This window comes from Streptomyces katrae, from assembly GCF_000966975.1.
GTDB classification, from domain to species: Bacteria; Actinomycetota; Actinomycetes; order Streptomycetales; family Streptomycetaceae; genus Streptomyces; species Streptomyces katrae.
This window is the reverse complement of the sequence record NZ_JZWV01000073.1, coordinates 1-24,886: the sequence shown is the minus strand read 5'-3', so window position 1 is coordinate 24,886 and position 24,886 is coordinate 1. Positions and strand designations below refer to the sequence as shown.

General features: G+C 72.4%; 18 protein-coding genes and 2 pseudogenes. 4 read left to right on the top strand and 16 right to left on the bottom strand.

Features of this window, described 5'->3' with window-relative positions:
• Nucleotides 1–33: 33 nt before the first annotated feature.
• The 7 genes and pseudogenes from rplS to proS all read right to left on the bottom strand — a co-directional run bounded on the left by rplS (nucleotide 34) and on the right by proS (nucleotide 5,139).
• On the bottom strand, nucleotides 34–384 hold the full coding sequence (rplS, locus tag VR44_RS03980; RefSeq protein ID WP_030227407.1) for a 50S ribosomal protein L19: 351 nt from the start codon (nucleotides 382–384) through the stop codon (nucleotides 34–36).
• A 132-nt stretch (nucleotides 385–516) separates the two neighbouring features.
• Nucleotides 517–1,360 (bottom strand): annotated as a pseudogene (gene trmD, locus VR44_RS03975) (tRNA (guanosine(37)-N1)-methyltransferase TrmD).
• The gene (rimM, locus tag VR44_RS03970; protein ID WP_045945944.1) at nucleotides 1,360–1,956 is read right to left on the bottom strand and encodes a ribosome maturation factor RimM; all 597 of its coding nucleotides are present in this window, start codon (nucleotides 1,954–1,956) and stop codon (nucleotides 1,360–1,362) included. Before rimM ends, trmD begins: the two are co-directional and overlap by 1 nt.
• Before the next feature lie 78 nt (nucleotides 1,957–2,034).
• Nucleotides 2,035–2,274 carry an RNA-binding protein gene (locus VR44_RS03965; protein WP_042810017.1) on the bottom strand — a complete coding sequence of 80 codons (240 nt, stop codon included), beginning with the start codon at nucleotides 2,272–2,274 and terminating at the stop codon, nucleotides 2,035–2,037.
• Between the two features lie 2 nt (nucleotides 2,275–2,276).
• Complete coding sequence (gene rpsP / locus VR44_RS03960; protein ID WP_045945943.1) at nucleotides 2,277–2,714, bottom strand: 30S ribosomal protein S16; 438 nt, start codon at nucleotides 2,712–2,714, stop codon at nucleotides 2,277–2,279.
• A gap of 213 nt (nucleotides 2,715–2,927) precedes the next feature.
• Nucleotides 2,928–3,524 carry a hypothetical protein gene (locus VR44_RS03955; protein ID WP_045945942.1) on the bottom strand — a complete coding sequence of 199 codons (597 nt, stop codon included), beginning with the start codon at nucleotides 3,522–3,524 and terminating at the stop codon, nucleotides 2,928–2,930.
• A 202-nt stretch (nucleotides 3,525–3,726) separates the two neighbouring features.
• On the bottom strand, nucleotides 3,727–5,139 hold the full coding sequence (proS, locus tag VR44_RS03950; RefSeq protein WP_045945941.1) for a proline--tRNA ligase: 1,413 nt from the start codon (nucleotides 5,137–5,139) through the stop codon (nucleotides 3,727–3,729).
• A gap of 133 nt (nucleotides 5,140–5,272) precedes the next feature.
• On the opposite strand from proS, the gene VR44_RS03945 reads away from it, so the two are divergent.
• Nucleotides 5,273–5,980: a hypothetical protein gene (locus VR44_RS03945; RefSeq protein ID WP_045945940.1), complete on the top strand. Its 708-nt coding sequence runs from the start codon at nucleotides 5,273–5,275 to the stop codon at nucleotides 5,978–5,980.
• A gap of 1 nt (nucleotide 5,981) precedes the next feature.
• On the opposite strand, the gene ftsH is transcribed toward VR44_RS03945, so the two are convergent.
• The 6 genes and pseudogenes from ftsH to nsdA all read right to left on the bottom strand — a co-directional run bounded on the left by ftsH (nucleotide 5,982) and on the right by nsdA (nucleotide 15,734).
• Nucleotides 5,982–7,919 carry an ATP-dependent zinc metalloprotease FtsH gene (gene ftsH / locus VR44_RS03940; RefSeq protein WP_045945939.1) on the bottom strand — a complete coding sequence of 646 codons (1,938 nt, stop codon included), beginning with the start codon at nucleotides 7,917–7,919 and terminating at the stop codon, nucleotides 5,982–5,984.
• Between the two features lie 120 nt (nucleotides 7,920–8,039).
• Nucleotides 8,040–9,614 (bottom strand): signal recognition particle protein, encoded by a 1,575-nt coding sequence (gene ffh / locus VR44_RS03935; protein WP_045945938.1) that lies wholly within the window; start codon nucleotides 9,612–9,614, stop codon nucleotides 8,040–8,042.
• Nucleotides 9,615–9,832: 218 nt separating this feature from the next.
• On the bottom strand, nucleotides 9,833–12,265 hold the full coding sequence (locus VR44_RS03930; RefSeq protein ID WP_045945937.1) for a [protein-PII] uridylyltransferase: 2,433 nt from the start codon (nucleotides 12,263–12,265) through the stop codon (nucleotides 9,833–9,835).
• A gap of 16 nt (nucleotides 12,266–12,281) precedes the next feature.
• Nucleotides 12,282–12,620, bottom strand: a complete 339-nt coding sequence (locus tag VR44_RS03925; RefSeq protein ID WP_045945936.1) for a P-II family nitrogen regulator — start codon at nucleotides 12,618–12,620, stop codon at nucleotides 12,282–12,284.
• Nucleotides 12,617–13,963 carry an ammonium transporter gene (locus tag VR44_RS03920; protein ID WP_045945935.1) on the bottom strand — a complete coding sequence of 449 codons (1,347 nt, stop codon included), beginning with the start codon at nucleotides 13,961–13,963 and terminating at the stop codon, nucleotides 12,617–12,619. Before VR44_RS03920 ends, VR44_RS03925 begins: the two co-directional genes overlap by 4 nt.
• Before the next feature lie 263 nt (nucleotides 13,964–14,226).
• Nucleotides 14,227–15,734: pseudogene (gene nsdA / locus VR44_RS03915) on the bottom strand (transcriptional repressor NsdA).
• Between the two features lie 406 nt (nucleotides 15,735–16,140).
• Between nsdA and VR44_RS03910 the strand changes: the two are divergent.
• A complete protein-coding gene (locus tag VR44_RS03910; RefSeq protein WP_045945952.1) occupies nucleotides 16,141–16,809 on the top strand; it encodes a bifunctional DNA primase/polymerase in 669 nt (222 codons plus the stop codon).
• Nucleotides 16,810–16,902: 93 nt separating this feature from the next.
• Here VR44_RS03910 and ftsY read toward each other — a convergent pair whose 3' ends face one another.
• Nucleotides 16,903–18,123 carry a signal recognition particle-docking protein FtsY gene (gene ftsY / locus VR44_RS03905; RefSeq protein ID WP_045945934.1) on the bottom strand — a complete coding sequence of 407 codons (1,221 nt, stop codon included), beginning with the start codon at nucleotides 18,121–18,123 and terminating at the stop codon, nucleotides 16,903–16,905.
• Nucleotides 18,124–18,270: 147 nt separating this feature from the next.
• Here ftsY and VR44_RS03900 point away from each other — a divergent pair, with 147 nt between their 5' ends.
• Both VR44_RS03900 and VR44_RS03895 read left to right on the top strand, forming a co-directional pair.
• Nucleotides 18,271–19,716 (top strand): purine-cytosine permease family protein, encoded by a 1,446-nt coding sequence (locus VR44_RS03900; RefSeq protein ID WP_045945933.1) that lies wholly within the window; start codon nucleotides 18,271–18,273, stop codon nucleotides 19,714–19,716.
• A gap of 63 nt (nucleotides 19,717–19,779) precedes the next feature.
• Entirely contained in the window at nucleotides 19,780–20,766 is a 987-nt protein-coding gene (locus tag VR44_RS03895; protein ID WP_045945932.1) for an LLM class flavin-dependent oxidoreductase, read from the top strand.
• A gap of 43 nt (nucleotides 20,767–20,809) precedes the next feature.
• On the opposite strand, the gene VR44_RS03890 is transcribed toward VR44_RS03895, so the two are convergent.
• Together VR44_RS03890 and VR44_RS03885 are read right to left on the bottom strand one after the other, a co-directional pair.
• Entirely contained in the window at nucleotides 20,810–22,240 is a 1,431-nt protein-coding gene (locus VR44_RS03890; protein ID WP_045945931.1) for a sugar porter family MFS transporter, read from the bottom strand.
• A gap of 182 nt (nucleotides 22,241–22,422) precedes the next feature.
• Nucleotides 22,423–24,886: AAA family ATPase (locus VR44_RS03885; protein ID WP_045945930.1), on the bottom strand; the 2,464-nt coding region annotated here is incomplete at its 5' end.

Genomic DNA, 24,886 nt, shown 5'->3' with positions numbered 1-24,886 from the left:
CTATCCGGCCTTCCCGTGGACCCGGAGAGGAGATCAGCGGTCGCGCTTCTCCTTGATCTTCGCGGCCTTGCCGCGGAGCTCACGGAGGAAGTACAGCTTGGCGCGACGCACGTCACCGCGGGTGACGAGCTCGATCTTCTCGAAGATCGGGGAGTGGACCGGGAAGGTACGCTCCACGCCGACGCTGAAGGAGACCTTGCGGACCGTGAAGGTCTCCGAGACGCCGGAGCCCTGGCGGCGGATGACAACACCCTTGAACTGCTGGATACGGGAGCGGTTGCCCTCGATCACGCGGACGTGCACGTTGATCGTGTCACCCGGGCGGAAGGCCGGGACGTCCGTACGCAGGGAGGCGGCGTTGACGCCATCGAGCAGGTGAGACATGAGTTCGTCTGCTTTCTTCGCACGACGCCACAGGTCGCCGGTGCGGGTTTCCGTAGAGAATTCGAGAGCCGTGTCACCCGGCGGACGACGATCCCCCTGTGGCAGGGGCGTACGCGAGCACACAGCAGCCGCCTATTCTTCCACGGCCTCCGGCCTGCGCCAAAATCGGCCGTCTCCGGACGGTTTCCAGCCCAGGATGCTCAGGATCTCGCGGTCCTTCTTGTCGAAGGCGGAGGCCTCGCAGCGCTCGATCAGGTCGGGGCGGTTCCGCGCGGTGCGGCGGAAGGCCTCGCGCGGTGCGGCGGAAGGCCTCGTCCCGGCGCCAGCGCGCGATCTTCCCGTGGTGGCCGCTGAGCAGCACCTCGGGGATCTCCCGCCCGCGCCACCGCGGGGGCTTGGTGTACACGGGGCCTTCCAGCAGGTTGGCCATCTCGCCGGGGGCGAAGGAGTCGTCCCGGTGCGATTCGGCGTTGCCCAGGACCCCGGGCAGCAGCCGGGCCACGGCCTCGGTGACGACCAGGACGGCCGCCTCGCCGCCCGCCAGCACGTAGTCGCCGATGGAGACCTCGTAGACCGGCATGCGGGTGGCGTACTCGTCCATGACGCGGCGGTCGATGCCCTCGTACCGGGCCGGGGTGAAGATCAGCCACGGGCGCTCGGAGAGCTCCACGGCCAGTTCCTGGGTGAAGGGCCGGCCGCTGGGGGTGGGGACGACCATCACGGGGCCGTGCGCGCCGGACTCGTAGCCGTCGGCCAGGGCCGCGTCCAGGGCCTCGCCCCACGGCTCGGTCTTCATGACCATGCCGGGTCCGCCGCCGTACGGGGTGTCGTCGACCGTGTTGTGCCGGTCGTACGTCCAGTCGCGCAGGTCGTGCACGTGGACGTCCAGCTGCCCGCGGGCCCGCGCCTTGCCGACGAGGGAGACGTTCAGGGGCTCCAGGTACTCGGGGAAGATCGTGACGACGTCGAGCCGCATCAGGCGTCGTCCCCGGACTTCTCGGCCTCCGGCGAAGCCCCGGCCTCGGCCTCGGCCTCGGCGTCGCGCGCGGAGGCGATCACGGCGCGGTCGTCGATCAGCCCCGGCGGCGGGGTGATGACGCAGCGCTGCTCCTCCAGGTCGATCTCCGCGACGATCTCCTCGACGAAGGGGATCATCACCTCGGAGCCGTCCGGGCGCTCGACGATGAAGAGGTCCTGCGAGGGCAGGTGGGAGATCTCGGTGATCCGGCCGATCTCGGTGCCGTCCTCCAGCACCACGTCCAGGTCCATCAGCTGGTGGTCGTAGTACTCGTCCTCCTCCTCCGGCAGCTCCGCGGGGTCCACGTCCGCGATGAGGAGGGTGTTGCGCAGCGCCTCGGCCGCGGTGCGGTCCTTGATCCCCGCGAAGCGCAGCAGGAGCCGGCCGCTGTGCACCCGGCCCGTCTCGATGGTCAGGGGACCCGCCGACGCGGGTTCGGTACGGAGCACGGCACCGGGCGAGAGTCGCAGCTCCGGCTCGTCCGTCCGCACCTCGACGGTGACCTCACCCTTGATCCCGTGGGCGCGGCCGACCCGCGCGACTACCAGCTCCACAACTCTCTCCTGTTCAGACGACGACGGGCCGGGGTGGGCACGAATGCCCTCCCCGGCCCGTGCCGGTGATTCAACTGCTCAGCGGACCTGGTCCACGTCGACGAGGTCGACGCGGATCCCCCGCCCGCCGATGGCGCCCACGACGGTACGCAGTGCACGCGCGGTGCGGCCGTTGCGGCCGATCACCTTCCCGAGGTCTTCGGGGTGCACCCGGACCTCGAGCACCTGCCCGCGGCGCAGGTTGCGCGAGGCGACCTGCACGTCGTCGGGGTTGTCCACAATGCCCTTTACGAGGTGCTCAAGAGCCTCCTCGAGCATGCTCAGGCCTCGGTCGACTCGGCGGCGGCGTCAGCCTCGTCCGCCTTCTTCTCGGCCTTCTTCTTCTGCGTGATGGCCTCGCCCTTGGCCTCGCCGACGCCCTCGAGGGCCTTGGCGAACTCGTCGAAGGAGCGACGCTTGTCTTCCTTCGTCGCCGGCTGCAGCAGCGGCGCGGGGGCCGGGAGGCCCTTGTGCGCCTGCCAGTCACCGGTGAGCTTCAGGATGGCGAGAACGGCGTCGGTGGGCTGGGCGCCCACGGACAGCCAGTACTGCGCGCGCTCGGCGTTGACCTCGATGCGCGAGGGGTTGTACGTCGGCTGGTAGATGCCGATCTCCTCGATCGCGCGGCCGTCCCGGCGGGTGCGGGCGTCGGCGACGACGATGCGGTAGTGAGGGGAGCGGATCTTACCGAGGCGCTTGAGCTTGATCTTGACTGCCACTGGAGTGGTGTCTCCTGAACTTGACGTGGTTGGGCACTTGAGATGCCACGTGGGGTTGCGGTACTCGGGTGCCCGATGGACGCGTCAGCCGGAGGAGAGAGGGGTCCTGTGCGACTGTCGAGTACAGCTGCCCATTGTGCCACATGCCCACGGCGCCTCCGAGCGGGGAGGATCACCACGGATCACCACCACCCGCCCGCCGGGGGCACCGCGTCAGGACGCCGCCGCGGTGGCGACCTCGGGGATGCGGAACGGCTTCATGCAGCCGCCGCACACGATCGGGGCCTGGGCCAGGACGGAGGGCACGACCCGGACGTTGCGCCCGCAGTCGCAGACCGCCTTGACGCGTACGCCGCCGCCCGAGGAGCCGTGCCGGGCGGCCGGACCGCGGAAGCTGCGCTTGGTGTCGGCGGCCGTCGCGGCGGTGTGCGCCTTGAGGGCGCGCTGGAGCCGCTCGATCGTGGGCCGGTAGCGCCTCTTGGCCTCGGGATTGAGGAAGACCAGGGAGAACCCGCTGCTGGCGTGCGGCTCCTCGGAGTGGTCCAGCCCCATCTCCTCGGCGATCGCGAGAAATCTGCGGTTGTGGTAGCGGCCCGCTCGCGAGGTGTCACGCACTCCGCGGGCGGCCGCGATGCCGTGGACTGCCTCGTGCAGCAGTCGCTCGAAGGAGAGCTCGGCGCCACAGGCGGACGAGGACTCTCCGATCAGGGACTCGGGCGCGGCAAGGTCAGGCAGCTCGGGGTGGTACCGCTGAATGTCGGCCCACGCCTGCGCCAGCTCTGCGGCGAGAACAGGTGGTGTCGTGCTCACGTCGTGACAACGAGCCGGGGTGCCCCGGTGTTCCGATTCCGGGCCATTCCAAATTTTTTGCACGTACCAGTCAGTTCACTCTCATGCGTCCTGACGAGGACGGGTGCGCCGATCCCAGGAGGAGTCGGTACGTAACGCCGACCAAAAGAACCAGCCCCCGGCGCACGGGCGGAGCCGCGCGCCGGGGGCGTGGAGGTGGAACTCAGTACGAGCGCGCGACGATCGCGAGGGTACCGGGGGCGTCGTCGGACTCCGGGACCGACCCGTCCTCGGCCACCAGGCAGCGGACGGTGACGGCCTGCTCGCCGAGCTTGGCCTCGCCCTCCGGGCCCAGGACGCTCCACGGGATCCGCGCCCAGCCGCCGGCGAGGGCGGCCTCGGCGGCCTCCTCGATGGTGGCGACGTCGCTCGTACGGGAGACCCGGCGCTCGCGGGACTCGCGCAGCAGCTGGGCCTGGTCCTCGTCGAGCACCTTGGGCAGCAGGTCGGCCAGCGCGTCGATCTGCACCGGCTCCTTCCCGCCGGGGATCCGGCGGGCCAGCATCGCGGTGCCGTTCTCCAGGTCGCGGGGGCCGATCTCGATGCGGACCGGTACGCCCTTGAGCTCCCAGTCCACGGCGCGGCGGCCGAACGGGGTGTCGACGCGGTCGTCCACGTGCACCCGCAGGCCGGCGGCCTTCAGCTGCGCGCCGAGCTCGCGGACCTTGGCCACGGCCTCGTCGCCCTTGATCGCCATGACGACGACCTGGACGTGGGCCAGGCGCGGCGGGACGCGCAGGCCGTTGTCGTCGCCGTGCGACATGATCAGACCGCCGACCATGCGGGTCGAGACGCCCCACGAGGTCTGCCAGACCAGCTCCTGCTGCCCCTCCTTGGAGAGGTACGAGGTGTTGAAGGCCTTGGCGAAGTTGGTGCCGAGCTCGTGGCTCGTGCCCATCTGCAGGGCCTTGCCGTCGCCCATCATGCCCTCGAGGGTGAGGGTGTTGATGGCGCCGGCGAAGCGCTCCTTGGGGGTCTTGCGGCCGAGCACGACGTCGATGCCGAGCACGTTGGTCATGAAGTCGCCGTACACGTTCCGGTGGATGTGCGCGGCGTAGTCGCGGGCGTCCTCGTACGTGGCGTGGGCGGTGTGGCCCTCCTGCCAGAGGAACTCGCTCGTACGGAGGAACACGCGGGGGCGCATCTCCCAGCGGACGACGTTGGCCCACTGGTTGATCAGCAGGGGCAGGTCGCGGTAGCTCTGGACCCACTTGGAAAAGTAGTCGTTGATGATCGTCTCGGAGGTGGGCCGGACGACGACCGGCTCCTCGAGCTCCTTGCCGCCGCCGTGGGTGACGACGGCGAGCTCGGGGGCGAAGCCCTCGACGTGCTCCGCCTCCCTGGTCAGGTACGACTGCGGGATGAACAGCGGGAAGTAGGCGTTCTGGGCACCGGCTTCCTTGATCCGGGCGTCCATCTCCTGCTGCATCCGCTCCCACAGGCCGTAGCCGTACGGTCGGATGACCATGGTGCCGCGGACCGGACCGTTGTCGGCCAGCTCGGCCTTGTTGATCAGATCCTGGTACCAGCGGGGGAAATCCTCCGCCTGCGGGGTGAGAACGGGTGCCTTTGCCATGGCGCGAATGGTACGGCGCCGGGCCCCGGATGCGTGAATCGGGTGGCGCACTCCTCTGGACGCGGGGGCGGATGGGGAGTTCTCTGGCAACGGGGGCAAGGGGGCGAGACACGGAATCAGGAGCGCTCTTTCGATGACACCGACGCCGACGGCGACGCTCGTCGCCCGGGACTGGGCGGAGATCCAGGAACGGATGCTGGTACCGCTGTACGAGGCGGTCTACGACCGGCTGGAGGTCGGGCCGGGCACCCGGCTGCTGGGCCTCGACTGCGGGGCCGGGCTGGCCCTGCTGCTGGCCGCCGGACGGGGCGCCGCCGCCACGGGCGTGGAGGCGGACCCGGCGCTGCGGGCGCTGGCCCGGGAGCGGCTGCTGGAGGTGGTGGCCGCTCCCCCGGTGCCCGCGGCCCGGCCCTACGACGTGCTGCTGGCCTTCGAGCCCGCCCCGGGCGCCCTGGCGTCGGCCCTGCCCGCGGTCCGGCGGGGCGGTGCGGTGGTGCTGGCCGGCTGGGGGCCCGCCGAGCGGTGCACGGTGCCGGCGGTGCTGGGCGGCGGGCCGGTGGTCCGGGACCTGGACGCGGTGGCGGAGGGGGCCGGGCTGGTTCCGGACGGGTCGGGGCGGGTGTTCTGCCCGTTCGGGTACGCCGACGCGGACAGCGCCGTACGCGGGCTGCTGTCGACCGGGCTGTACCCCGTCGCGGGGACCGGGGCCGGGCCCGGTGCGGCGGCGGACCCGGCGCTGGCGGAGAAGGAACTGGCGGAGGCGCTTCACCCGTACGAGCGGGCCGACGGCGCCGTGTGGCTGCCGAACATCCTGCGCTACGTCATCGCCCGGGTGGCCTAGTTCATTCCGTGCCGCTGTCGTGGTCCTTGGTCAGGCGGGGGATGCCGGCCGCCTCGTACGCCGCGTGCTCGTCCAGGGTCTCGGCGGCCAGGAGGGCCTCCGCCAGGGCGTCGAGCTTCGGGCGGTGCTCGGTCAGCAGGCGGCAGGCCTCCTCGTAGCACTCGTCCACGATCCGCCGCATCTCGTGGTCCACGGCGTCGAGGGTGGCGGGGGCGGCGGTCAGGCCGTAGGGGCCCTGGCCGTCGGAGGGGATGGCGGTCAGGCGGCCGACGCGCTCGCTCATGCCCCAGCGGCCGACCATGCCGCGGGCGATGTTGGTGACCTGTTCGAGGTCGCTCTCGGCGCCCGTGGTGATCACGTCGTAGACCACGTGCTCGGCGGCCATGCCCCCGAGCGCGCCGATGATGCGGCCCCGCAGGTAGGGCTCGGTGTAGGCGTAGCGGTCGGCGTCGGGGGTGGAGAGGGTGACGCCGAGGGCGCGGCCGCGCGGCACGATGGTGATCTTGCGTACGGGGTCGGCGCCCGGCTGGAGCATGCCGAGCAGGGCGTGGCCGCTCTCGTGGTAGGCCGTGCGGCGGCGCTCCTCCTGCGGCATCACCAGGGGGCGCTCGGCGCCCAGCTGGACCTTCTCCAGGGCGTCGGAGAGGTCGGCCTGGGTGACGGCGTCCTGGCGGCGCTTGACGGCCAGCAGGGCGGCCTCGTTGGCGAGGTTGGCGAGCTCGGCGCCGGTCATGCCGGGGGTGGTGCGGGCGACCTGCGCGAGGTCCACTCCGGACGCGAGGGGGATGTCGCGGGTGTGGATGCGCAGGATCGCCTCGCGGCCCGCCCTGTCGGGGGGTGAGACGGCCACCGTCCGGTCGAAGCGGCCGGGGCGGGTCAGGGCGGGGTCGAGGACGTCGGCGCGGTTGGTGGCGGCGAGGACGACCACGCCCTCGGAGCCGGAGAAGCCGTCCATCTCGGTGAGGATCTGGTTGAGGGTCTGCTCGCGCTCGTCGTGGCCGCCCATGGCGGCTGAGCCGCCGCGGGCCCGCCCGATGGTGTCGATCTCGTCGATGAAGATGATCGCCGGGGCCACCTTTCGGGCCTCGGTGAAGAGCTCGCGGACCCGGGAGGCTCCGACGCCGACGATCATCTCGATGAACTCGGAGGCGGACGCCGAGAAGAACGGCACCCCGGCCTCACCCGCGACGGCGCGGGCGAGGAGGGTCTTGCCGGTGCCGGGCGGGCCGGCGAGGAGGACGCCGCCGGGCATGCGGGCGCCCAGCCTGCGGTACTGGTCGGGGTTCTTGAGGAAGTCCACGACCTCGCTGAGTTCGCCCTCGACCTCGTCGATCCCGGCCACGTCGTCGAAGGTGGTGCGTTTGGCGCCCTCCAGCTCGACGGGCTTGGGCGGGGCCTTGCGGCCGAACCCGCCGGCCCCGCCGAGGGCGGAGCCCATGCGGCGGGCGATGAGCAGCCACAGGGCCACGATCAGCAGCATCGGGGCGAGGGAGAGCAGCAGGTTGGCCAGGAAGCTGCGCTGTTCGACGACGGGGGAGGCGGTGACGGTGACGCCCTTGGAGGTGAGGCCGGTCCACAGCTGGTCGTCGGCGAAGGCGGGGCGCTGGGTGACGAACTTCCGGTAGTCGCCGTGGCCGCCGGGGACGGGCTGCTCCTTCTTCAGCTCGCCCTGGATGGCGTCGCCCTTGGAGTAGATCTTCTCGACGTTGCCGGCCGTGACCTGCTTGCTGAACTCGGTGTACGAGATCGTCGGCCCGTCGCCCTCGTTGAAGAAGGACAGCACGACGTTGGTGATCAGGTAGACGATCAGCGCGGCGAGGATCAGCCCGCGCCAGCCGCCGGGCGGCCTCCTGCGGGGCGGCGGGGCGGGCGGCGCGCCCTCCGAGCGCCAGGGGGTGTCGGCCCGGTCGCGTGGCGGTGCGGGGGTGGGGCTGGGCACGGGGGCCTCCTTATGCCGGCGCCGTCCTCCCGGCCGACCATAAGGGACAAAACACACCCGTGCCCGCGCAGCGGAAGGGCCCCGCCGTGCGTGCACGACGGGGCCCTGGCGCCGGGAGGGCTACTTCATGAACTTCTTGAACTCGTCCGGCAGGTCGAAGTCCTGGCCGGACTGGCCGCCGCCCGCCGGGAGCCCGAACGGGTTGCCGCCGCCGGCCGGGAGCCCGGGCTGGGCGCCCTGCTCGCGCCGGGCCGCGGCTGCGGCCTCCTCTTCCTTGCGCTTCATCGGGTTGCCGCTCTTGCGCTTGCCCTTGGCCTGCTTGACCTGCTTCTTCTGCCGGCCGGGGCCGCCGCCCATCCCCGGGATGCCGGGCATGCCCGGCATGCCGCCGCCCTGGGCCATGCGGGACATCATCTTGCGGGCCTCGAAGAACCGCTCGACGAGGTTCTTGACGGCGCTGACCTCGACGCCGGAACCCTTGGCGATACGGGCGCGGCGCGAGCCGTTGATGATCGTCGGGTCCTGGCGCTCGGCCGGGGTCATCGACTTGATGATCGCGGCGGTGCGGTCCACGTCGCGCTCGTCGATGTTGTTGATCTGGTCCTTGATCTGGCCCATGCCCGGCAGCATGCCGAGGAGCTTGGAGATGGAGCCCATCTTGCGGACCTGCTCCATCTGGGCCAGGAAGTCGTCGAGCGTGAACTCCTTGGGGCCCTTGGCGAGCTTGGCCGCCATCTTCTCGGCCTCGGCCTGCGAGAAGGTCTTCTCGGCCTGCTCGATGAGGGTGAGCATGTCACCCATGTCGAGGATCCGGCCGGCCATGCGGTCGGGGTGGAACGCGTCGAAGTCGTCGAGCTTCTCGCCGTTCGAGGCGAACATGATCTGCTTGCCGGTGACGTGCGCGATGGAGAGCGCGGCACCGCCGCGGGCGTCGCCGTCGAGCTTGGAGAGCACCACGCCGTCGAAGCCGACGCCGTCACGGAAGGCCTCGGCGGTGTTGACCGCGTCCTGGCCGATCATGGCGTCGACGACGAAGAGGATCTCGTCGGGGCTGACGGCGTCGCGGATGTCCGCGGCCTGCTGCATCAGCTCCTGGTCGATGCCGAGGCGGCCGGCGGTGTCGACGATGACGATGTCGTACTGCTTGGTGCGCGCGTACTCGATCGAGTCCTTGGCCACCTGGACCGGGTCGCCGACGCCGTTGCCCGGGGCGGGGGCGTAGACGGCCACACCGGCCCGCTCGGCGACGACGCTGAGCTGGTTGACGGCGTTGGGGCGCTGGAGGTCGCAGGCGACGAGGAGCGGGGAGTGGCCCTGCCCCTTGAGCCAGAGGCCGAGCTTTCCGGCGAGGGTGGTCTTACCGGCACCCTGGAGACCGGCCAGCATGATCACGGTCGGCGCGGTCTTGGCGAAGCGGAGGCGGCGGGTCTCGCCGCCGAGGATGGAGACCAGCTCGTCGTTGACGATCTTGAGGACCTGCTGGCCGGGGTTCAGCGCCTTGCTGACCTCCTCGCCGCGGGCCCTTTCCTTGACGTTCGCGATGAAGGAGCGGACCACGGGGAGCGCGACGTCGGCCTCGAGGAGGGCGATACGGATTTCCCGCGCCGCAGCGTCGATGTCCTGCTCGGAGAGGCGGCCTTTGCCCCGGAGGGACTTGAAGGTCGCGCTGAGGCGGTCGGAAAGCGTATCGAACACGGTGGTCGCGATTCCTCGGGTCGGGGGCGTGACGGTCGCCCCCCAGGGTATCCGGCCCTTGCCCTTGCCGGGGGCGGGGTCGCGGCGCCGCTGCTCGGAGCCGGTCCCCTACCCGCCCTTCACCCGTTCTCCCCGCGCGCCGTTTGAGGCGCGGGGTCAGGGGCAGCGCCCCTGGGAACGGAGGAAGGGTGGGGCGGGGAGAGGCCCCGCGCGGCGGGCTACGTCAGGGCGGACTGGATTCGGGACGCCACCGCGGACGCCGCCGCGGGCGGGAGGGGTTTGCCGTCCGGGTCGACCACGTAGACCGTGTCCACCGCGTTCGCCCCCAGGGTGGAGACGTGGGCGCTGCGGACCCGGACCCCCGCCGACTCCAGGGCCCGCCCGATCCGGTGCAGGAGACCCACGGCGTCGGGTGCCCGGACCTCCAGGACCGTGGCCAGGGGGGAGACGTCCGGGACCACCGTGACGCGGGGCGGCGGGGGGACGACCCCCCGCCGGCGCGGGTACGCCGCCTCGCGGGCGGCCAGCTTCGCGGGGACGTCCAGGGAGCCCTCCAGCGCCCGCACCAGGTCCGTCCGCAGCCGGGCCGCCTGCGGCAGCGCCCCGTACTCCGCCGCCACCCGCCACCGCAGCACCAGCACCTCCCCGAGGTGCTCCGGCAGTTCCAGGAAGCGCAGGTCCGCCGCCCGCACGGTGAGCCGGTGCAGCGCCAGCACCCCGGACACCGCCGGGAGCACCCCGGGCTGGTCCGGGACGGCCACGGCCAGCTCGACCCCGACGGCGTCGTCCTCCTCCTGCCGGGCGTGCAGGGTGAGCACCGGCTCCCCGGTGCGCAGGGCCTCCAGGGCAAGGCGCTCCTGCTCGGCGGTGGGGAGGTCCGGCTCGGGGTCGGCGGGCGGGGCCCCGCTCAGTACGGCGGCGACCCTCCGCACCAGGTCCGCCACCAGGGAACCCCGCCAGGTGCTCCACGCCGCCGGACCGGTGGCCAGGGCGTCGGCCTCGGTCAGGGCGTGCAGGATCTCCAGGGTGCCGGTGGAGCCGACGGCCCGGGCCACCGCGGTGACGGTCGCCGGGTCGTCGAGGTCCCGGCGGGTCGCGGTGTCCACGAGCAGCAGGTGGTGGCGTACGAGGGTGCCCAGCACGGCGGTGTCCTCGGCGTCGAAGCCCACCCGGGCGGCCATGTCGCACGCGATGGTCTCGCCGACGACGGAGTGGTCTCCGGGCCAGCCCTTGCCGATGTCGTGCAGCAGGGCCGCCATCAGCAGCAGGTCGGGCCGGCCCACCCGGCGGGTCAGGGCGGAGGCCCGTACCGCCGTCTCGATCAGGTGCCGGTCCACGGTCCAGGTGTGCACGGGATTGTGCTGGGGCCGGCAGCGCACCCGCTCCCAGTCGGGCAGCAGCCGGCTGATCAGGCCCTCGGCCTCCAGCGCCTCCCACACCGCCACCATCGGCTCCCCCGCGCCCAGCAGGGTCAGCAGCTGCTCCCGAGCCTCGGCCGGCCAGGGCACCGGCAGCGGCCGGGCCTGCGCCGCGAGCCGGCGTACGGCGTGCAGCGAGACGGGCAGCCCGGCCTGCGCGGCGGCCGCCCCCAGCCGCAGGGGCAGCACGGGGTCCCGGTCGGGCCGGGCGGCGAGGGCCAGCACGGCCTCCCCCTCGGACTCCACGACCCCCTCGGCCAGCGGCGCCCGCTCGGCGGCGGCCGCCGCGCCCCGGGTACCCAGCAGCCCCCGCAGCCTGGGCCGGGCGGCCCGGGCCCGCAGGACCCGGCCGACCTCCCGCCAGGTGACGTCGCCCGCGTAGGCGACCACCCGGGCGGCCTCGTACACCTCGCGCAGCAGCGCGTCCGCGTCGAGCAGCCCCAGCCGGGCGGCGACCTGGGGCTGTTCCTGGAGGGAGAGCCGGTCGGTGGCCCGGCCGGTGACCAGGTGCAGCGCGTCCCGCGCGTCCATCAGCCGGCGCCGGGCCCCGTCGAGGCCCTCGCGCGGGGCGTCGGCCAGCCAGGACGCGGCGACGGCCCGCAGGGCGGTGGCGTCGCGGATCCCGCCGCGGGCCTCCTTGAGGTCGGGCTCCAGCAGGAACCGGAGCTCGCCGGCCCGTTCGGCCCGCTCGCGGCACAGGGCGTGCAGCTCGGGCAGCCGCTTGGCGGCCTGGTTGCGCCAGTCGGCGAGCACGGAGGTGCGCAGTCCGGCGAGGAGCCCGGCGTCACCGGCGACGAGGCGGGCGTCGAGCAGGCCCAGGTGGGCCTTGAGGTCCTCGGCGGCGACCTTGCGGGCCTCGCCGGGGGTCCGTACGGAGTGGTCGAGGGCGACCCCGGTGTCCCAGACGGGGTACCAGAGGCGGTCGGCGAGGGCGCCCAGTGCCTGGGGGCGGGCCTTGCCGTCGTGGAGGAGCAGCAGGTCGAGGTCGCTGCGCGGGGAGAGTTCTCCGCGTCCGTAGCCGCCGACGGCCACGAGGGCCGCGCCGCGTACCCCGGCCTCCTGGGCGGCGGTGGTGAACAGGCCGTTCAGCCACTGGTCGGTCAGGGCGGAGAGGGCGGAACGCCGTGACGGCCCGGACCGCGGCTCCTCCTCGAGGAGCCGCAGCCGGGCCGCGGCGTATCCGCCGGGTTCCGGACCGCTGGGGTCTTCGGTGGTCTCTTCGACGCTCGTCACCCGGGGCTCCCGTGGTCTAGAGGGCGTCGGCGCCGCGCTCGCCGGTGCGGACCCGGACGACCGAGTCCACGGGGACGCTCCACACCTTGCCGTCGCCGATCTTCTCGGTCCGGGCGGCGCTGACGATGACGTTGATGAGCTCCTCGGCGTCGTCGTCGTCGGCGAGGACCTCGATGCGGATCTTCGGTACGAGGTCCACGGTGTACTCGGCGCCGCGGTAGACCTCGGTGTGGCCGCGCTGGCGGCCGTATCCGCTGGCCTCCGAGACGGTCAGGCCCTGGATGCCGAAGGAGTGGAGGGCCTCCTTGATGTCGTCGAGCTTGTAGGGCTTGACGATCGCGGTGATCAGCTTCATGCGTCGACCTTCTTGTTGGCGGCGGCCACGGGGGCGTGGGAGGCGGCGGGGCGCGCGGAGATCCCGCCGCCGGCGCCGCTGAAGTCGTAGGCGGTCTCGGCGTGCTCGGCCTGGTCGATGCCGGAGACCTCGACGTCCTCGGCGACCCGCATCCCCATGGTCCTGTCGATGAGGAAGGCCATGATCGCCGATACGACGAGGGAGTAGGCGAGGACGGAGAAGACTCCGACCGCCTGCTTGCCGAGCTGCTCGAACCCGCCGCCGTAGAAGAGGCCCTTGGCGTCGGACTGGACGCCGCCGGTGGCGAAGAGGCCGATGAGGAGGGAGCCGGCGACGCCGCCGACGAGGTGGACGCCGACCACGTCGAGGGAGTCGTCGTAGCCGAACTTGTACTTGAGGCCGACGGCCATGGCGCAGAGCACACCGGCGATGGCGCCGACGGCGATCGCGCCGAGCGGGCTGACGCAGCCGCCGGCGGGGGTGATGGCGACGAGGCCGGCGACCGCGCCGGAGGCGGCGCCGAGGGTGGTGAAGGAGCCGTGGCGCAGCTTCTCGTAGGCGAGCCAGGCGAGCATGGCGGCGGCGGTGGCGACCTGGGTGTTGACGAACATCACGGCGCCGACGCCGTCGTCGTTGCCCAGCCAGGATCCGGCGTTGAAGCCGAACCAGCCGAACCAGAGCAGGCCGGCGCCGAGCATCACCAGGGGGAGGCTGTGCGGGCGCATCGGGTCCTTCTTGAAGCCGACGCGCTTGCCGATGACGAGGATGACGCCGAGGGCGGCGGCGCCGGCGTTGATGTGGACGGCGGTGCCGCCGGCGAAGTCGATGACGCCGAGCTTGAACAGCCAGCCGCCGGCGCCCCACACCCAGTGGGCGACGGGGAAGTAGACGACGCTGACCCACAGGGCGGTGAAGAGCACCCAGGCGCTGAACTTGACGCGGTCGGCGAGGGCGCCGCTGATCAGGGCGGGGGTGATCACCGCGAACATCAGCTGGAAGACGGCGAAGACGTAGACGGGGATGGTGTAGCCGTCCCACAGCTCGGTGAGGCCGATGCCGCTGAGGCCGACGTAGTCGGAGTTCCAGCCGATGACCGAGCCGGAGTCGGTGCCGAAGGCGAGGCTGAATCCGTAGAGCACCCAGAGGATCGTGACGATCCCCAGGCTGACGAAGCTCATCATCAGCATGTTGAGGCTGCTCTTGACGCGGACCATGCCTCCGTAGAAGAAGGCGAGTCCCGGGGTCATCAGCATGACCAGGGCGGAGCAGATGAGCATGAACCCGGTGTTCGCGGCAGACAGGGTCGGGGTGTCTGCAGCGAGGGTCGTGATGGCTGATGCCATCGGCGTCTCCTCGTCGTCGGTACGTTCGCGTGCGGGCGATCGTGGGGTACCTGAGCGGCGGCGTAAGGTCTGGCCGGTTATTGGCCCTGAGGTTCGCGCAGGCCGGTTTCCGGCGGCGCCGCTCGGTGTTTCGCTCCGATGACGAAGAGGTCGGGCGTGTTACGCCTGAATGAACCGGTGAGGTGCGGGTCCGGTCCGTGTCATGTGAGGGTCAGGCGTGGGTCGGGTGCACGTCAGGCGGCACGCCCGGGCCGCGGGGCGGGTCAGACGGCCTCGGCGGCCTCGGGGAGGCGGGAGGCGAGGAGGTCGGTCAGCCGGACCACCTCGGCGACGTCTCCGTATTCACGGGCGGCGGTGTCGACGGTCTTGCGCAGGCGTGTGTTCACCCGTTCGGAGCGTACCTTTCGCGCCACGTCGAGGGCCTGGTCGACGAGGACGGTCGCCTGCTCGGGTTCGCGCTGGAGCAGGTGGACGGTGGCCATGCCGATGAGGTTGAGGGCGTAGGAGCGCTGGTGTTCCCCGTCCTTGGCGAACAGCTCGACGGCCCGTTCCATGACGGGTTCGGCGAGGGAGGCGTAGGTGGGGCTGCGTCCGGCGACGTAGGCCAGGTCCCGGTAGGAGTGGGAGTTCTCGCCGTTGAGTTCGGCCTCGGAGAAGAAGCGGATCCAGTCGGGTTCCGGTTCGTCGCCGCCGAAGCCGACGTCGCTGAAGGTGTCCTCGGCCATCCGGACGGCCCGCTTGCAGCGGCTGGGCTGGCCCATGTTGGCGTAGGCGCGGGCCTCCATGGCGTAGAGCATGGCCTGGGTGCGCGGTCCGGCGCAGTCGCGGCTGCCGTACTGGGCGAGGTGGATGAGTTCCAGGGCGTCCTCGGGGCGGCCGAGGTGGATCATCTGGCGGCTCATGCCGGAGAGGATGTAGGAGCCGAGGGGCTTGTCCCCGGCTTCCTTCGCTGCGTGCAGCGCGAGGACGAAGTACTTCTGGGCGGTGGGGTGCAGGCCGATGTCGTAGCTCATCCAGCCGGCGAGTTCGGCGAGTTCGGCGGCCACCTTGAAGAGCCGCTTCATGACGGGGGCGGGGTGGCTCTCCTGGAGCAGGTCGGTGACCTCGTGGAGCTGTCCGACGACGGCCTTGCGGCGCAGCCCGCCGCCGCACTGGGCGTCCCACTGGCGGAACATCACGGTGGTGGCTTCGAGGAGGTCGAGTTCCGGGTCGGAGAGCCGGGACGGCCGGTAACCGGAGGGGGCTCCGGCCGGCCCGCCCGCTTCGCGCGGTCCGGGGTCGGCGGCCGGGACCGGGACCAGCCAGCGCTGCATGGGCTCGATGAGGGCGGGGCCGGCGGAGAGGGCGAGGGAGGTCCCGAGGAAGCCGCGGCGGGCCAGCATCAGGTCGCTGCGGGAGAACTCGCTGAGCAGTTCCACGGTCTGGGGGCCCGCCCACGGCAGGTCGACGCCGGAGACGGAGGGGGTCTGGTGGGCGCTGCGCAGGCCGAGCTGCTCGATGGCGACGACGGCGCCGAAGCGTTCGGAGAAGAGCTCCGAGAGAGCTCCGAGAGGATCCGCGGCACCGGTTCGCGGGGCTGTTCGCCGTCGAGCCAGCGGCGTACCCGGGAGGTGTCGGTGCTGATGTGGTGGGCGCCCATCTGGCGGGCCCGGCGGTTGACCTGGCGGGCGAGCTCGCCCTTGGACCAGCCGCTGCGGACGAACCACGAGGTCAGCTGTTCGTTGCGGCCGGCTGATTCCCCGCTCGTTCCGCTTGCGCCGCTGCCGCCCACTGGAACGCCCCCATCCGCATCGCCTCTTCACACGAAACCCTGGCCGGGGCGGCCACTGCCGCCCGGGACCTTCACAGGTCCTCCCCACATTGCCTCCGGCATACCCACGAATGGGCCCGCCTCCGGGGTTCGTGCACCGAAAGTAATCCTACGATCACCCCGTCGGCGAGGTCGATCGCTGAAACGCCACCATTCGCCACCCCTTCGAATGAACTCGCCACCGGCCAGGCGCGATTCACTTGACAGGAAGGCGAAACGGAACGGTTGGACGGGAGCGCGCACGGGGCGCGCGCGGCGGGGAGTGCGCCGGGCGGCCCAGGTGGAAGGCGCGCTTCACCCGGCTCCCGAGAGGTCTCGCCGACGTCGTAACCACCGGCGCGTCCGACCCGTTGGAGGGGGCATGGGCATGGGCTTCACGATCGGCGGCAGCCGCGGCACCAAGGAATTCCGTTCCGGCGTCCGGCGCCGCGGCCGCACCTCGGAGTGCACGGCGGTGGCGGAGTACACCGGACTCTGGGGCTGGGACGCGGTCCCCGGCGCCCGCGCCGCGGCTCCGGCCCGCGACTGCTCCTGCGGTCATACGAACTGCCCCACGCCGGGGGCGCATCCGCTGGACTTCGCTCCCACCGTCCCGGGCGGCGCCACCCTCGACGAGGTCACCGAGATCTGGGGCGAGTACCCGGGCGCGGCGGTCATGCTCCCGGTCGGCCGCGCCTTCGACGTCATCGAGGTCTCGGCCGAGGCCGGGCGGCGCGCCCTGGTCCGCATGGAGCGTATGGGCCTGCCCCTGGGTCCGGTGACGGCGACCCCGGACGGCCGGGCGCAGTTCTTCGTGGCCCCCGGCGCCGCGGCCGAGCTGCCCGAGCTGCTGTACCGGATGGGCTGGGACGACGCGGACCTGGACCTGCGCGCCCTGGGCCACGGCTCCTTCCTGACCGCCCCGCCCTCCGACCGCGCGGGCCTCGGCCCGGCCGTCTGGCTGCGCCGGCCCGCCCTGGACTGTGCGGGCGGCCCCCCGCAGGCCCGGCTGCTGCTGGGCACCCTCGCCTACACCTGTCACCGCTTCCGGCGCTGAAGGCCTCCCCGCACCCGCTCCGCACACGGCAGTGCCCCCGCGTACCGGGGTTCCGGACGCGGGGGCACTCGTCTGCGGGGCGGGTGCGGCCGCTCAGTCGCCGATCAGGGCGTCCACGAACGCCTCCGGCTCGAAGGGGGCCAGGTCGTCGGCGCCCTCACCGAGGCCGACCAGCTTGACCGGGACGCCCAGCTCGCGCTGGACGGCGACGACGATGCCGCCCTTGGCGGTGCCGTCGAGCTTGGTGAGCACGATGCCGGTGATGTCCACGACCTCGGCGAACACGCGCGCCTGGGTCAGGCCGTTCTGGCCGGTGGTGGCGTCGAGGACGAGGAGCACCTCGTCCAGCGGGCCGTGCTTCTCCACGACGCGCTTGACCTTGCCGAGCTCGTCCATCAGGCCGGTCTTGGTGTGCAGACGGCCGGCGGTGTCGATGAGCACGACGTCGGCGCCCTCGGCGATGCCCTCCTTGACCGCGTCGTAGGCGATCGAGGCGGGGTCCCCGCCCTCGGGGCCGCGCACGGTACGGGCCCCGACGCGCTCGCCCCAGGTCTGGAGCTGGTCGGCGGCGGCGGCGCGGAAGGTGTCGGCGGCGCCGAGTACCACGCTGCGGCCGTCGGCGACGAGCACGCGGGCGAGCTTGCCGGTGGTGGTGGTCTTGCCGGTGCCGTTCACCCCGACGACCATCACGACGGCCGGGGTCTCGACGCCGCTCTCGGTCTTCACGGCGCGGTCGAAGTCGGTGCCCACGAGGGCGACCAGCTCCTCCTTCAGGAGGCCGCGCAGCTCGGCGGGGGTACGGGTGCCGAGCACCTTGACCCGCTCGCGCAGCCGCTCCACCAGCTCCTGGGTGGGCGCGACGCCCACGTCGGCGATGAGGAGGGTCTCCTCGATCTCCTCCCAGGTGTCCTCGTCGAGGTGCTCGCGCGAGAGCAGCGTGAGCAGGCCCTTGCCGAGGGAGTTCTGCGAACGGGCGAGCCGTGCGCGCAGCCGGACCAGGCGGCCGGCCGTGGGCTCGGGCACCTCGATCTCGGGCGCGGCCGGGGCCTCGGGCTCCGCGGCCGGCGCCTCCACCGGAGCAGCCTCGGCCTCCGCCTCCGGGAGCCCGACCTCCTCGATGGTGCGGCGCGGTTCTTCCGCCGTCTCTACGGCGTCCTCCCCCACCTGCGGTTCGGCAGGCGGGGCAGTGATGGTCGGCGTGCTCGGCGGCGCCGTGGGGGGCAGCTGCTTCTTCTTGCGGCTGCTGACCACGAGCCCGCTGATCGCGCCGACCGCGACCAGGGCGATGACTACAGCAAGGATCAGGATTTCCATAACGGACCCAGTATCGGCCACGGGCCGCCCCGGACCCCGGACCTTGGACGTTCCCACCAGGCCGTAAGCCTCTATTTGTGGTCTTAACGGCACTTCTACGATGATGGGCAAATTGTTCCCCGCCCCGCCTGCCCGCACGGAGTACGCATGCCTGCCGAAGAGACCGCCGTCGAGACGCGCGGTTTGGAACCCGTACCGGACGGCGAGCGGGGCGGGCGGGTCCGCGAGCTCATACCCACCTGGGTGGCCGCGAACATCAGCGTGCTGCTGCTGACCATGGGCGCGGGGCTGGTGATCTTCAACAAGCTCAACATCTGGCAGGTGCTGGTCGTCGCGGTGGCCGCGCCGGCGGTCTCGTACGGGCTCGTCGGGCTGATCTCGATCGCGGGCAAGCGCGGCGGCGCCCCCGGCATGGCGCTCTCCCGGGCCGTCTTCGGCCAGCGCGGGAACCTCTTCCCCGGGGCGCTGATCTGGGTGGCCCGCTGGGGCTGGGAGACGATCAACGCGGTCAGCGGCGCCTACGCCGTCCTGACCGTGCTCGACCTGCTCTTCGGCATCAAGAGCAACACCGCGCTGATCGTGGTCACCCTGCTGTTCTTCGTGGGCTGCACCTTCGTGGTGTCCGGGCTCGGGATCAAGGCGCTGCGGGTCTGCTCGACCTGGTCGACGTACCTCTTCGGCGCCTTCAGCGTGCTCGTGCTCGGCTACCTGCTCTTCACCACCGACTGGTCCGCCGTCCTCGGCAAGCCGGCCGGCTCCACGGCGATGATGGTCGCGGGGATCGGCACCATCGCGGCCGGCGGCATCAGCTGGGTGCCCTCCGGCCCGGACTTCACCCGCTACCTGCCCCGGACCGCCTCCGCCAAGGGCGTGGTCGGCGCGACGATCGGCGGCGCGGGCGTGGTCGTGCTGCCGATGGTGCTCATGGGCGCGGTGATGGCCGTCGGGACCCCGGACCTGGCCGGCACCCAGGACCCGGTCTCCTTCATCGGCGAGCTGCTGCCGACCTGGATCGCGGTCCCGTACCTGCTGATCGCGCTCCTCGGCATGCTGCTGATCAACTCGATGTCGATGTACTCCGCCGGGTTCACCGCACAGACCCTCGGCATCAGGGTGCCGCGCGCCTGGGCGGTCAGCGTCAACGCCGTCATCAGCCTGGTCTTCGGCTTCCTGCTGATGGTGGTCGCGACCAGCTTCTTCGGCTCGTTCATCTCCTTCCTGACCCTGCTGGCCGTGGCCTTCTCGGCCTGGATCGGGGTGTTCGGCGTGGACATGCTGCGCCGCACCTCCTACGACGGCCCCGCGCTGCTGGACACCACGCGCACCAGTGCCTACTGGTACCGGGGCGGCTTCGCCTGGCAGGCCATGACCGCCTGGGGGCTGGCCCTGGTGGTGGGCACGCTGTTCACCAAGGTGGACTGGTTCACCGGGCCGCTCGCGACGACCTGGATCGGCGAGAACGGCCTGGGCTGGGTGGCCGGCATCCTCACCTCCGGCGCGCTGTACGCCGTACTGCCCCGCACGGCCTCCCCCGCCCCGGCGGAGCCGGAGCCCGCCGCCGGGCGCGAGCCCGCGGGAACCCTGTCCATCTGACGCTCCGTCAGCTAGCCTCCCCCTTCGCCCGCCCGACCGCTTCCGGCGAAGGGGAACCCCTCCATGCCCATCACCGTGGCCCGCTTCAACCTCGTCGACCCGAACGGCACCCCCGAGAGCCTCGCCGCCCGTTACCAGGCGGCGGTGGAGATGGCCCGCTACGCCGACGAGCACGGGATCGACACGATCCAGACCGAGGAGCACCACGGCGCGGACAACCACTGGCTGCCCTCCCCCTTCGCCTTCGCGGGCGCGGTGCTCGGCGCCACCCGGCGGATCGCGGTGACCGTCTCGGCGATCATCGGCCCGCTGCACGACCCGCTGAAGGTGGCCGAGGACATCGCCGTGCTGGACCTGATCGGCGGCGGGCGGCTGGTGACGGTGGCGGGCATCGGTTACCGGCCCGAGGAGTACGAGCAGCACGGGGTGGAGTGGGGGCGGCGCGGCCGGCTCCAGGACGAGCTGCTGGAGACCCTGCTCAAGGCGTGGACCGGCGAGCCCTTCGAGTTCCGCGGCCGGACGGTGAAGGTGACCCCGGTGCCCTTCACGCAGCCGCACCCCATGCTGCTGGTGGGCGGGAGCTCGAAGGCGGCGGCGCGGCGGGCGGCCCGGCTGGGGCTGCCGTTCTTCCCGAGCGCCCACCTGCCGGAGCTGGAGGAGTACTACCGGGAGCGGCTCGCCGAGTACGGCACCGAGGGCTTCTGCATGATGCCGGCGGAGCGGACGCCGCTGCTGCACGTGGCGGAGGACCCGGACCGGGCGTGGGCGCGGTACGGACGGCACTTCCTGCACGAGGCGGGCACGTACGCCTCCTGGCAGTCCAAGGACATCCGCTCGGCGGTCCGCTCCGGCGCCCGCACGGTGGAGGAGCTGCGGGCGGAGGGGGTCTACCGGATCCTCTCCCCGGAGGAGGCGGTGGCCTACGCCCGGGAAGCGGGGGACGCGGGGAACCTGGTGCTGCACCCGCTGTGCGGCGGGATGCCCCTGGAGGAGGGGTGGCGCAGCCTGCGGCTGCTGTGCGAAAGGGTGCTGCCCCGGCTCAGGGACTGAGCCGGGGCAGCACCGCGGAGGAGAGGGGTGGTGGCGGGGGTGGTTACCCCATCTCCTCCAACGCCTTGCCCTTGGTCTCCGGCACCCACTTGAGGATGAAGGGGATCGAGAGCACGGCGAAGACCGTGTAGATGACGTACGCCCCCGACAGGTTCCAGTCCGAGAGGGTCGGGAACGTGACGGTGATCAGCCAGTTGGCGACCCACTGGGCGGCCGCGGCCACACCGAGCGCGGCGGCCCGGATGCGGTTGGGGAACATCTCGCCGAGCAGCACCCAGACCACCACGCCCCAGGACAGGGCGAAGAAGAGCACGAAGGCGTGTGCGGCGACCAGCGCGACGGTGCCCTGGGTGGAGGGCATGGAGATCTCGCCGGCGACCTCGGTCTTGTACGAGAACGCCCAGGCGCACAGGCCCAGCGAGATCGCCATGCCCGCCGAGCCGATCAGCGCGAGCGGCTTGCGGCCGATGCGGTCGACGAAGATCATCGCGATCACCGTGCCGACGATGTTGATGATCGACGTGGTGAAGGAGTACAGGAACGAGCTGGTCGGGTCGATGCCGACGGACTGCCACAGCGAGGAGCTGTAGTAGAAGATCACATTGATGCCGACGAGCTGCTGGAAGACCGAGAGGCCGATGCCGACCCAGACGATGGGCAGCAGGCCGAAGCGACCGCCGAGCAGGTCCTTGAAGGTGGACTTGTGCTCGGAGCGCATGGCCGTCTCGATCTCGGCGACGCGCGCGTCGAGGTCGACGTGGGAGCCCTCGACCTCGGCGAGCACCTTGCGGGCCTCGGCGTTGCGGCCGACGGAGACCAGGAAGCGCGGGGACTCCGGGATGACGAAGGACATCAGTCCGTAGAGCACGGCGGGGACGACCATCACCCCGAGCATCCACTGCCAGGCCTCGAGCCCGCCGATCACGCCGCGCTGGTCGCCGTCGGCGAGGTTGAGGATGCCCCAGTTGACCAGCTGCGAGACGGCGATGCCGATGACGATGGCGGCCTGCTGGAAGGAGGCGAGCCGGCCGCGGTAGGCGGCCGGGGAGACCTCCGCGATGTAGGCGGGGCCGATGACGGAGGCCATGCCGATGCCGAAACCGCCGATCACGCGCCAGACGGCGAGGTCCCAGAGGGCGAAGGGCAGGGCCGAGCCGATGGCGCTCGCGGTGAAGAGGACGGCGGCGATCTGCATGCAGCGGATGCGGCCGAGCCGGTCGGCGAGCCGGCCCGCGGTGGCGGCGCCGACGGCGCAGCCGATCAGTGCGGCGGCGATCACCTGGGCGAGCACGGCCGGGCCGACGTCGAAGCGTTCACGGATGGCGACGACGGCACCGTTGATCACGGAGCTGTCGTATCCGAAGAGGAAGCCGCCCATCGCGGCGGCCGCGGCGATGAAGATGACGTGGCCGAGGTGGTCGGGGTGGGGCGCGTTCGCGCCGCTCGACGCCGGCTTCGCTGTGCTGCTGGTCAAGGTGTGCTCCGTGGGGGGTTCTGTCCGTTCTCCTAGTGGCGCACAGGTCAAGATCGGGCACCACCCGGAGCCGGGAGACAGCCCAGAGCTTATGTGTTCATTTCCTGAAGTCAATAGTTCCTGTGAAGGTTGGGTTAACTTCAAAATCCAGCCGTTGCCTTCATTTCTTAAATGATCAACCTTCAGCGGAGGCGCTGGCTGATCACCTTCGACACCCCGTCGCCCTGCATCGAGACCCCGTACAGGGCGTCCGCGACCTCCATGGTCCGCTTCTGGTGGGTGATGACGATCAGCTGGGAGCTCTCCTGGAGTTCCTCCATGATCCGGATCAGCCGCTGGAGGTTGGTGTCGTCCAGGGCCGCCTCGACCTCGTCCATCACGTAGAACGGGCTGGGCCGCGCCTTGAAGATGGAGACCAGCAGCGCCACGGCCGTCAGGGAGCGCTCGCCGCCGGACAGCAGCGACAGCCGCTTGACCTTCTTGCCCGGCGGGCGGGCCTCCACGTCCACGCCGGTTGCCAGCATGTTCTCCGGGTCGGTGAGGACGAGCCGGCCCTCGCCGCCCGGGAACAGCCGTGAGAACACCCCTTCGAACTCCCGGGCGGTGTCCCGGTAGGCCTCGGTGAACACCTGCTCGACCCGCTGGTCGACTTCCTTCACCACTTGAAGGAGGTCGGTGCGCGTCTTCCTCAGGTCCTCCAGTTGCTCGCTGAGGAACTGGTGGCGCTCCTCCAGGGCCGCGAACTCCTCCAGCGCGAGCGGGTTGACCTTGCCGAGCTGCTGGTAGGCGCGCTCCGCCGCCTTGAGCCGCTTCTCCTGGCGGGCACGGTCGAAGGGGCCGGGCCGGTTGCGGGGGTGGTCGGGGTCCTCCGGGAGCACCTCGCCCTCGGCGGGCGGGGACGGGGGAACCGGCTGGTCGGGGCCGTACTCCGCCACCAGCGCGGACGGCTCCACACCCAGCTCCTCCAGGGAGCGGGTCTCCAGCTGCTCGATGCGCAGCCGCTTCTCGGCACCGAGCACCTCGCCCCGGTGCACGGAGTCGGTGAGCTTGTCGAGCTCGCCCTTGAGGTCGCGGCCCCGGCCGCGGGCCTCGCCGAGCTCCCGCTCGCGCACCGCCTTGGCCTGTTCGGCGGCCGTACGCTCCGCCTCCGCCCGGCCGACGGACACCTCCAGGTGTGCCAGGAGCTGCCGGGCACCGTCGGCGACGGCCCGGGCCACGGCGGCCTCGTGCCGCATCCGCTGCCGGCGCCGCTCGGCGCGCGTCCGGGCCTCCCGCTCGGCCCTGGCCCCCCGGTCGAGCGCGTCGGCCCGGCCCGCGAGCCCCTTGACCCGCTCCTCATGGGTGCGCAGCTGCAGCCGGGCCTCCATCTCGGTCTGCCGCGCGTTGGCCCCGTCGGCGGCGAGGCGGTCCCGCGCGGAGGTGTCGGGGTCCTCCGCGACCGGCATCTCCTCCACGGCCGCGAGCCGCTCCGCGCATTCCTCGACGTCGACCCGCGCGCGCTCCAGGGCCTCCTCGGCGGTGGCCACGGCCAGGGCGCCGCGCTCGGCCTCGCCGAGGGCCGCCTTCGCCTGCCCGGCCAGCCGCCCGAGCTGCTGCGCCGCCCCGGCGCGGGCCTGCTCCCCGGCCCGCCGCAACCCGTCCAGCTCCTCGACCCGCGCGACGGCCGCGGCGCGCCGCACCCGGGCGGCCTCCTCCCGCGCGACGAGCTCCCGGCACTCGGTCTCCAGCCGCTCCAGCTCCGCGTCGGCCTCGTCCACGGCGGCCCGCACCTCGATGAGACTGGGCACCCCGGCCGACCCCCCGTGCGCGAGGTGCGCCCCGAGCACGTCCCCCTCTGCGGTCACGGCGACCAGCTCGGGCCGCTCGGCCACAACGGCCTCGGCCTCCTCCAACGACCCGACGACCACATGCCCCCGCAACACCCACGCCAGGGCCCGCACCACCTCCGCGTCCCCCCGCACCAGCCCGGCGGCCTCGCGGCACCCGGCCGCCTCGACCCCCACGGAGGGCACTGCCACCCCAGCAGCGGGGTCCGGGGCGGAGCCCGACCCGCGGCGGAGCCGCTGATCGGTACTGCGGGAAGGGGCGGGGTGCGGGAAATCCCCCGTCCCCTGGGTCTGCCCGGGCAGATCCACACCGCCCACGGCGACGCCACCCGGCCCCGGGGCGGCCTGCCCCGGAACCACAGCCGGGCCCGGCGCGGAGCCCGGGGCCGGGGCGATCAGGAACGTCGCCCGGCCCGCGTCGGCCTCCCGGAGGTGCCGGATGGCGCCGGCCGCCGACCCCGCCGAGGCAACGGCCACCGCATCCGCGGCGGAGCCCAGGGCGGCGGCCACCGCGACCTCGTACCCCGGCGCCACCGACACCCGCTCCGCTGCCGGCCCCAGCACCCCCGTCAGCCGCTCCCGCACCGCGAGCAGCGCCCCGGTGCCGTCCTTGCGCCGCAGCCCCAGCGCGAGCGCGTCCCGCCGCGCCGAGACGGCCGCGCGGGACCGTTCCGCCGAGGTCCGGGCCTCCCGGGCCGCCGCCAGCGCGGCCTCCGCCTCGGTCAGCCCGGCCCGCGCGGCCTCGTACTCCGCCTCCTCAGAGCCGGAATCCTCGACACCGCCGACCTCCGCGGCCAGCGCCTCGTACTCCTCCCGGGCC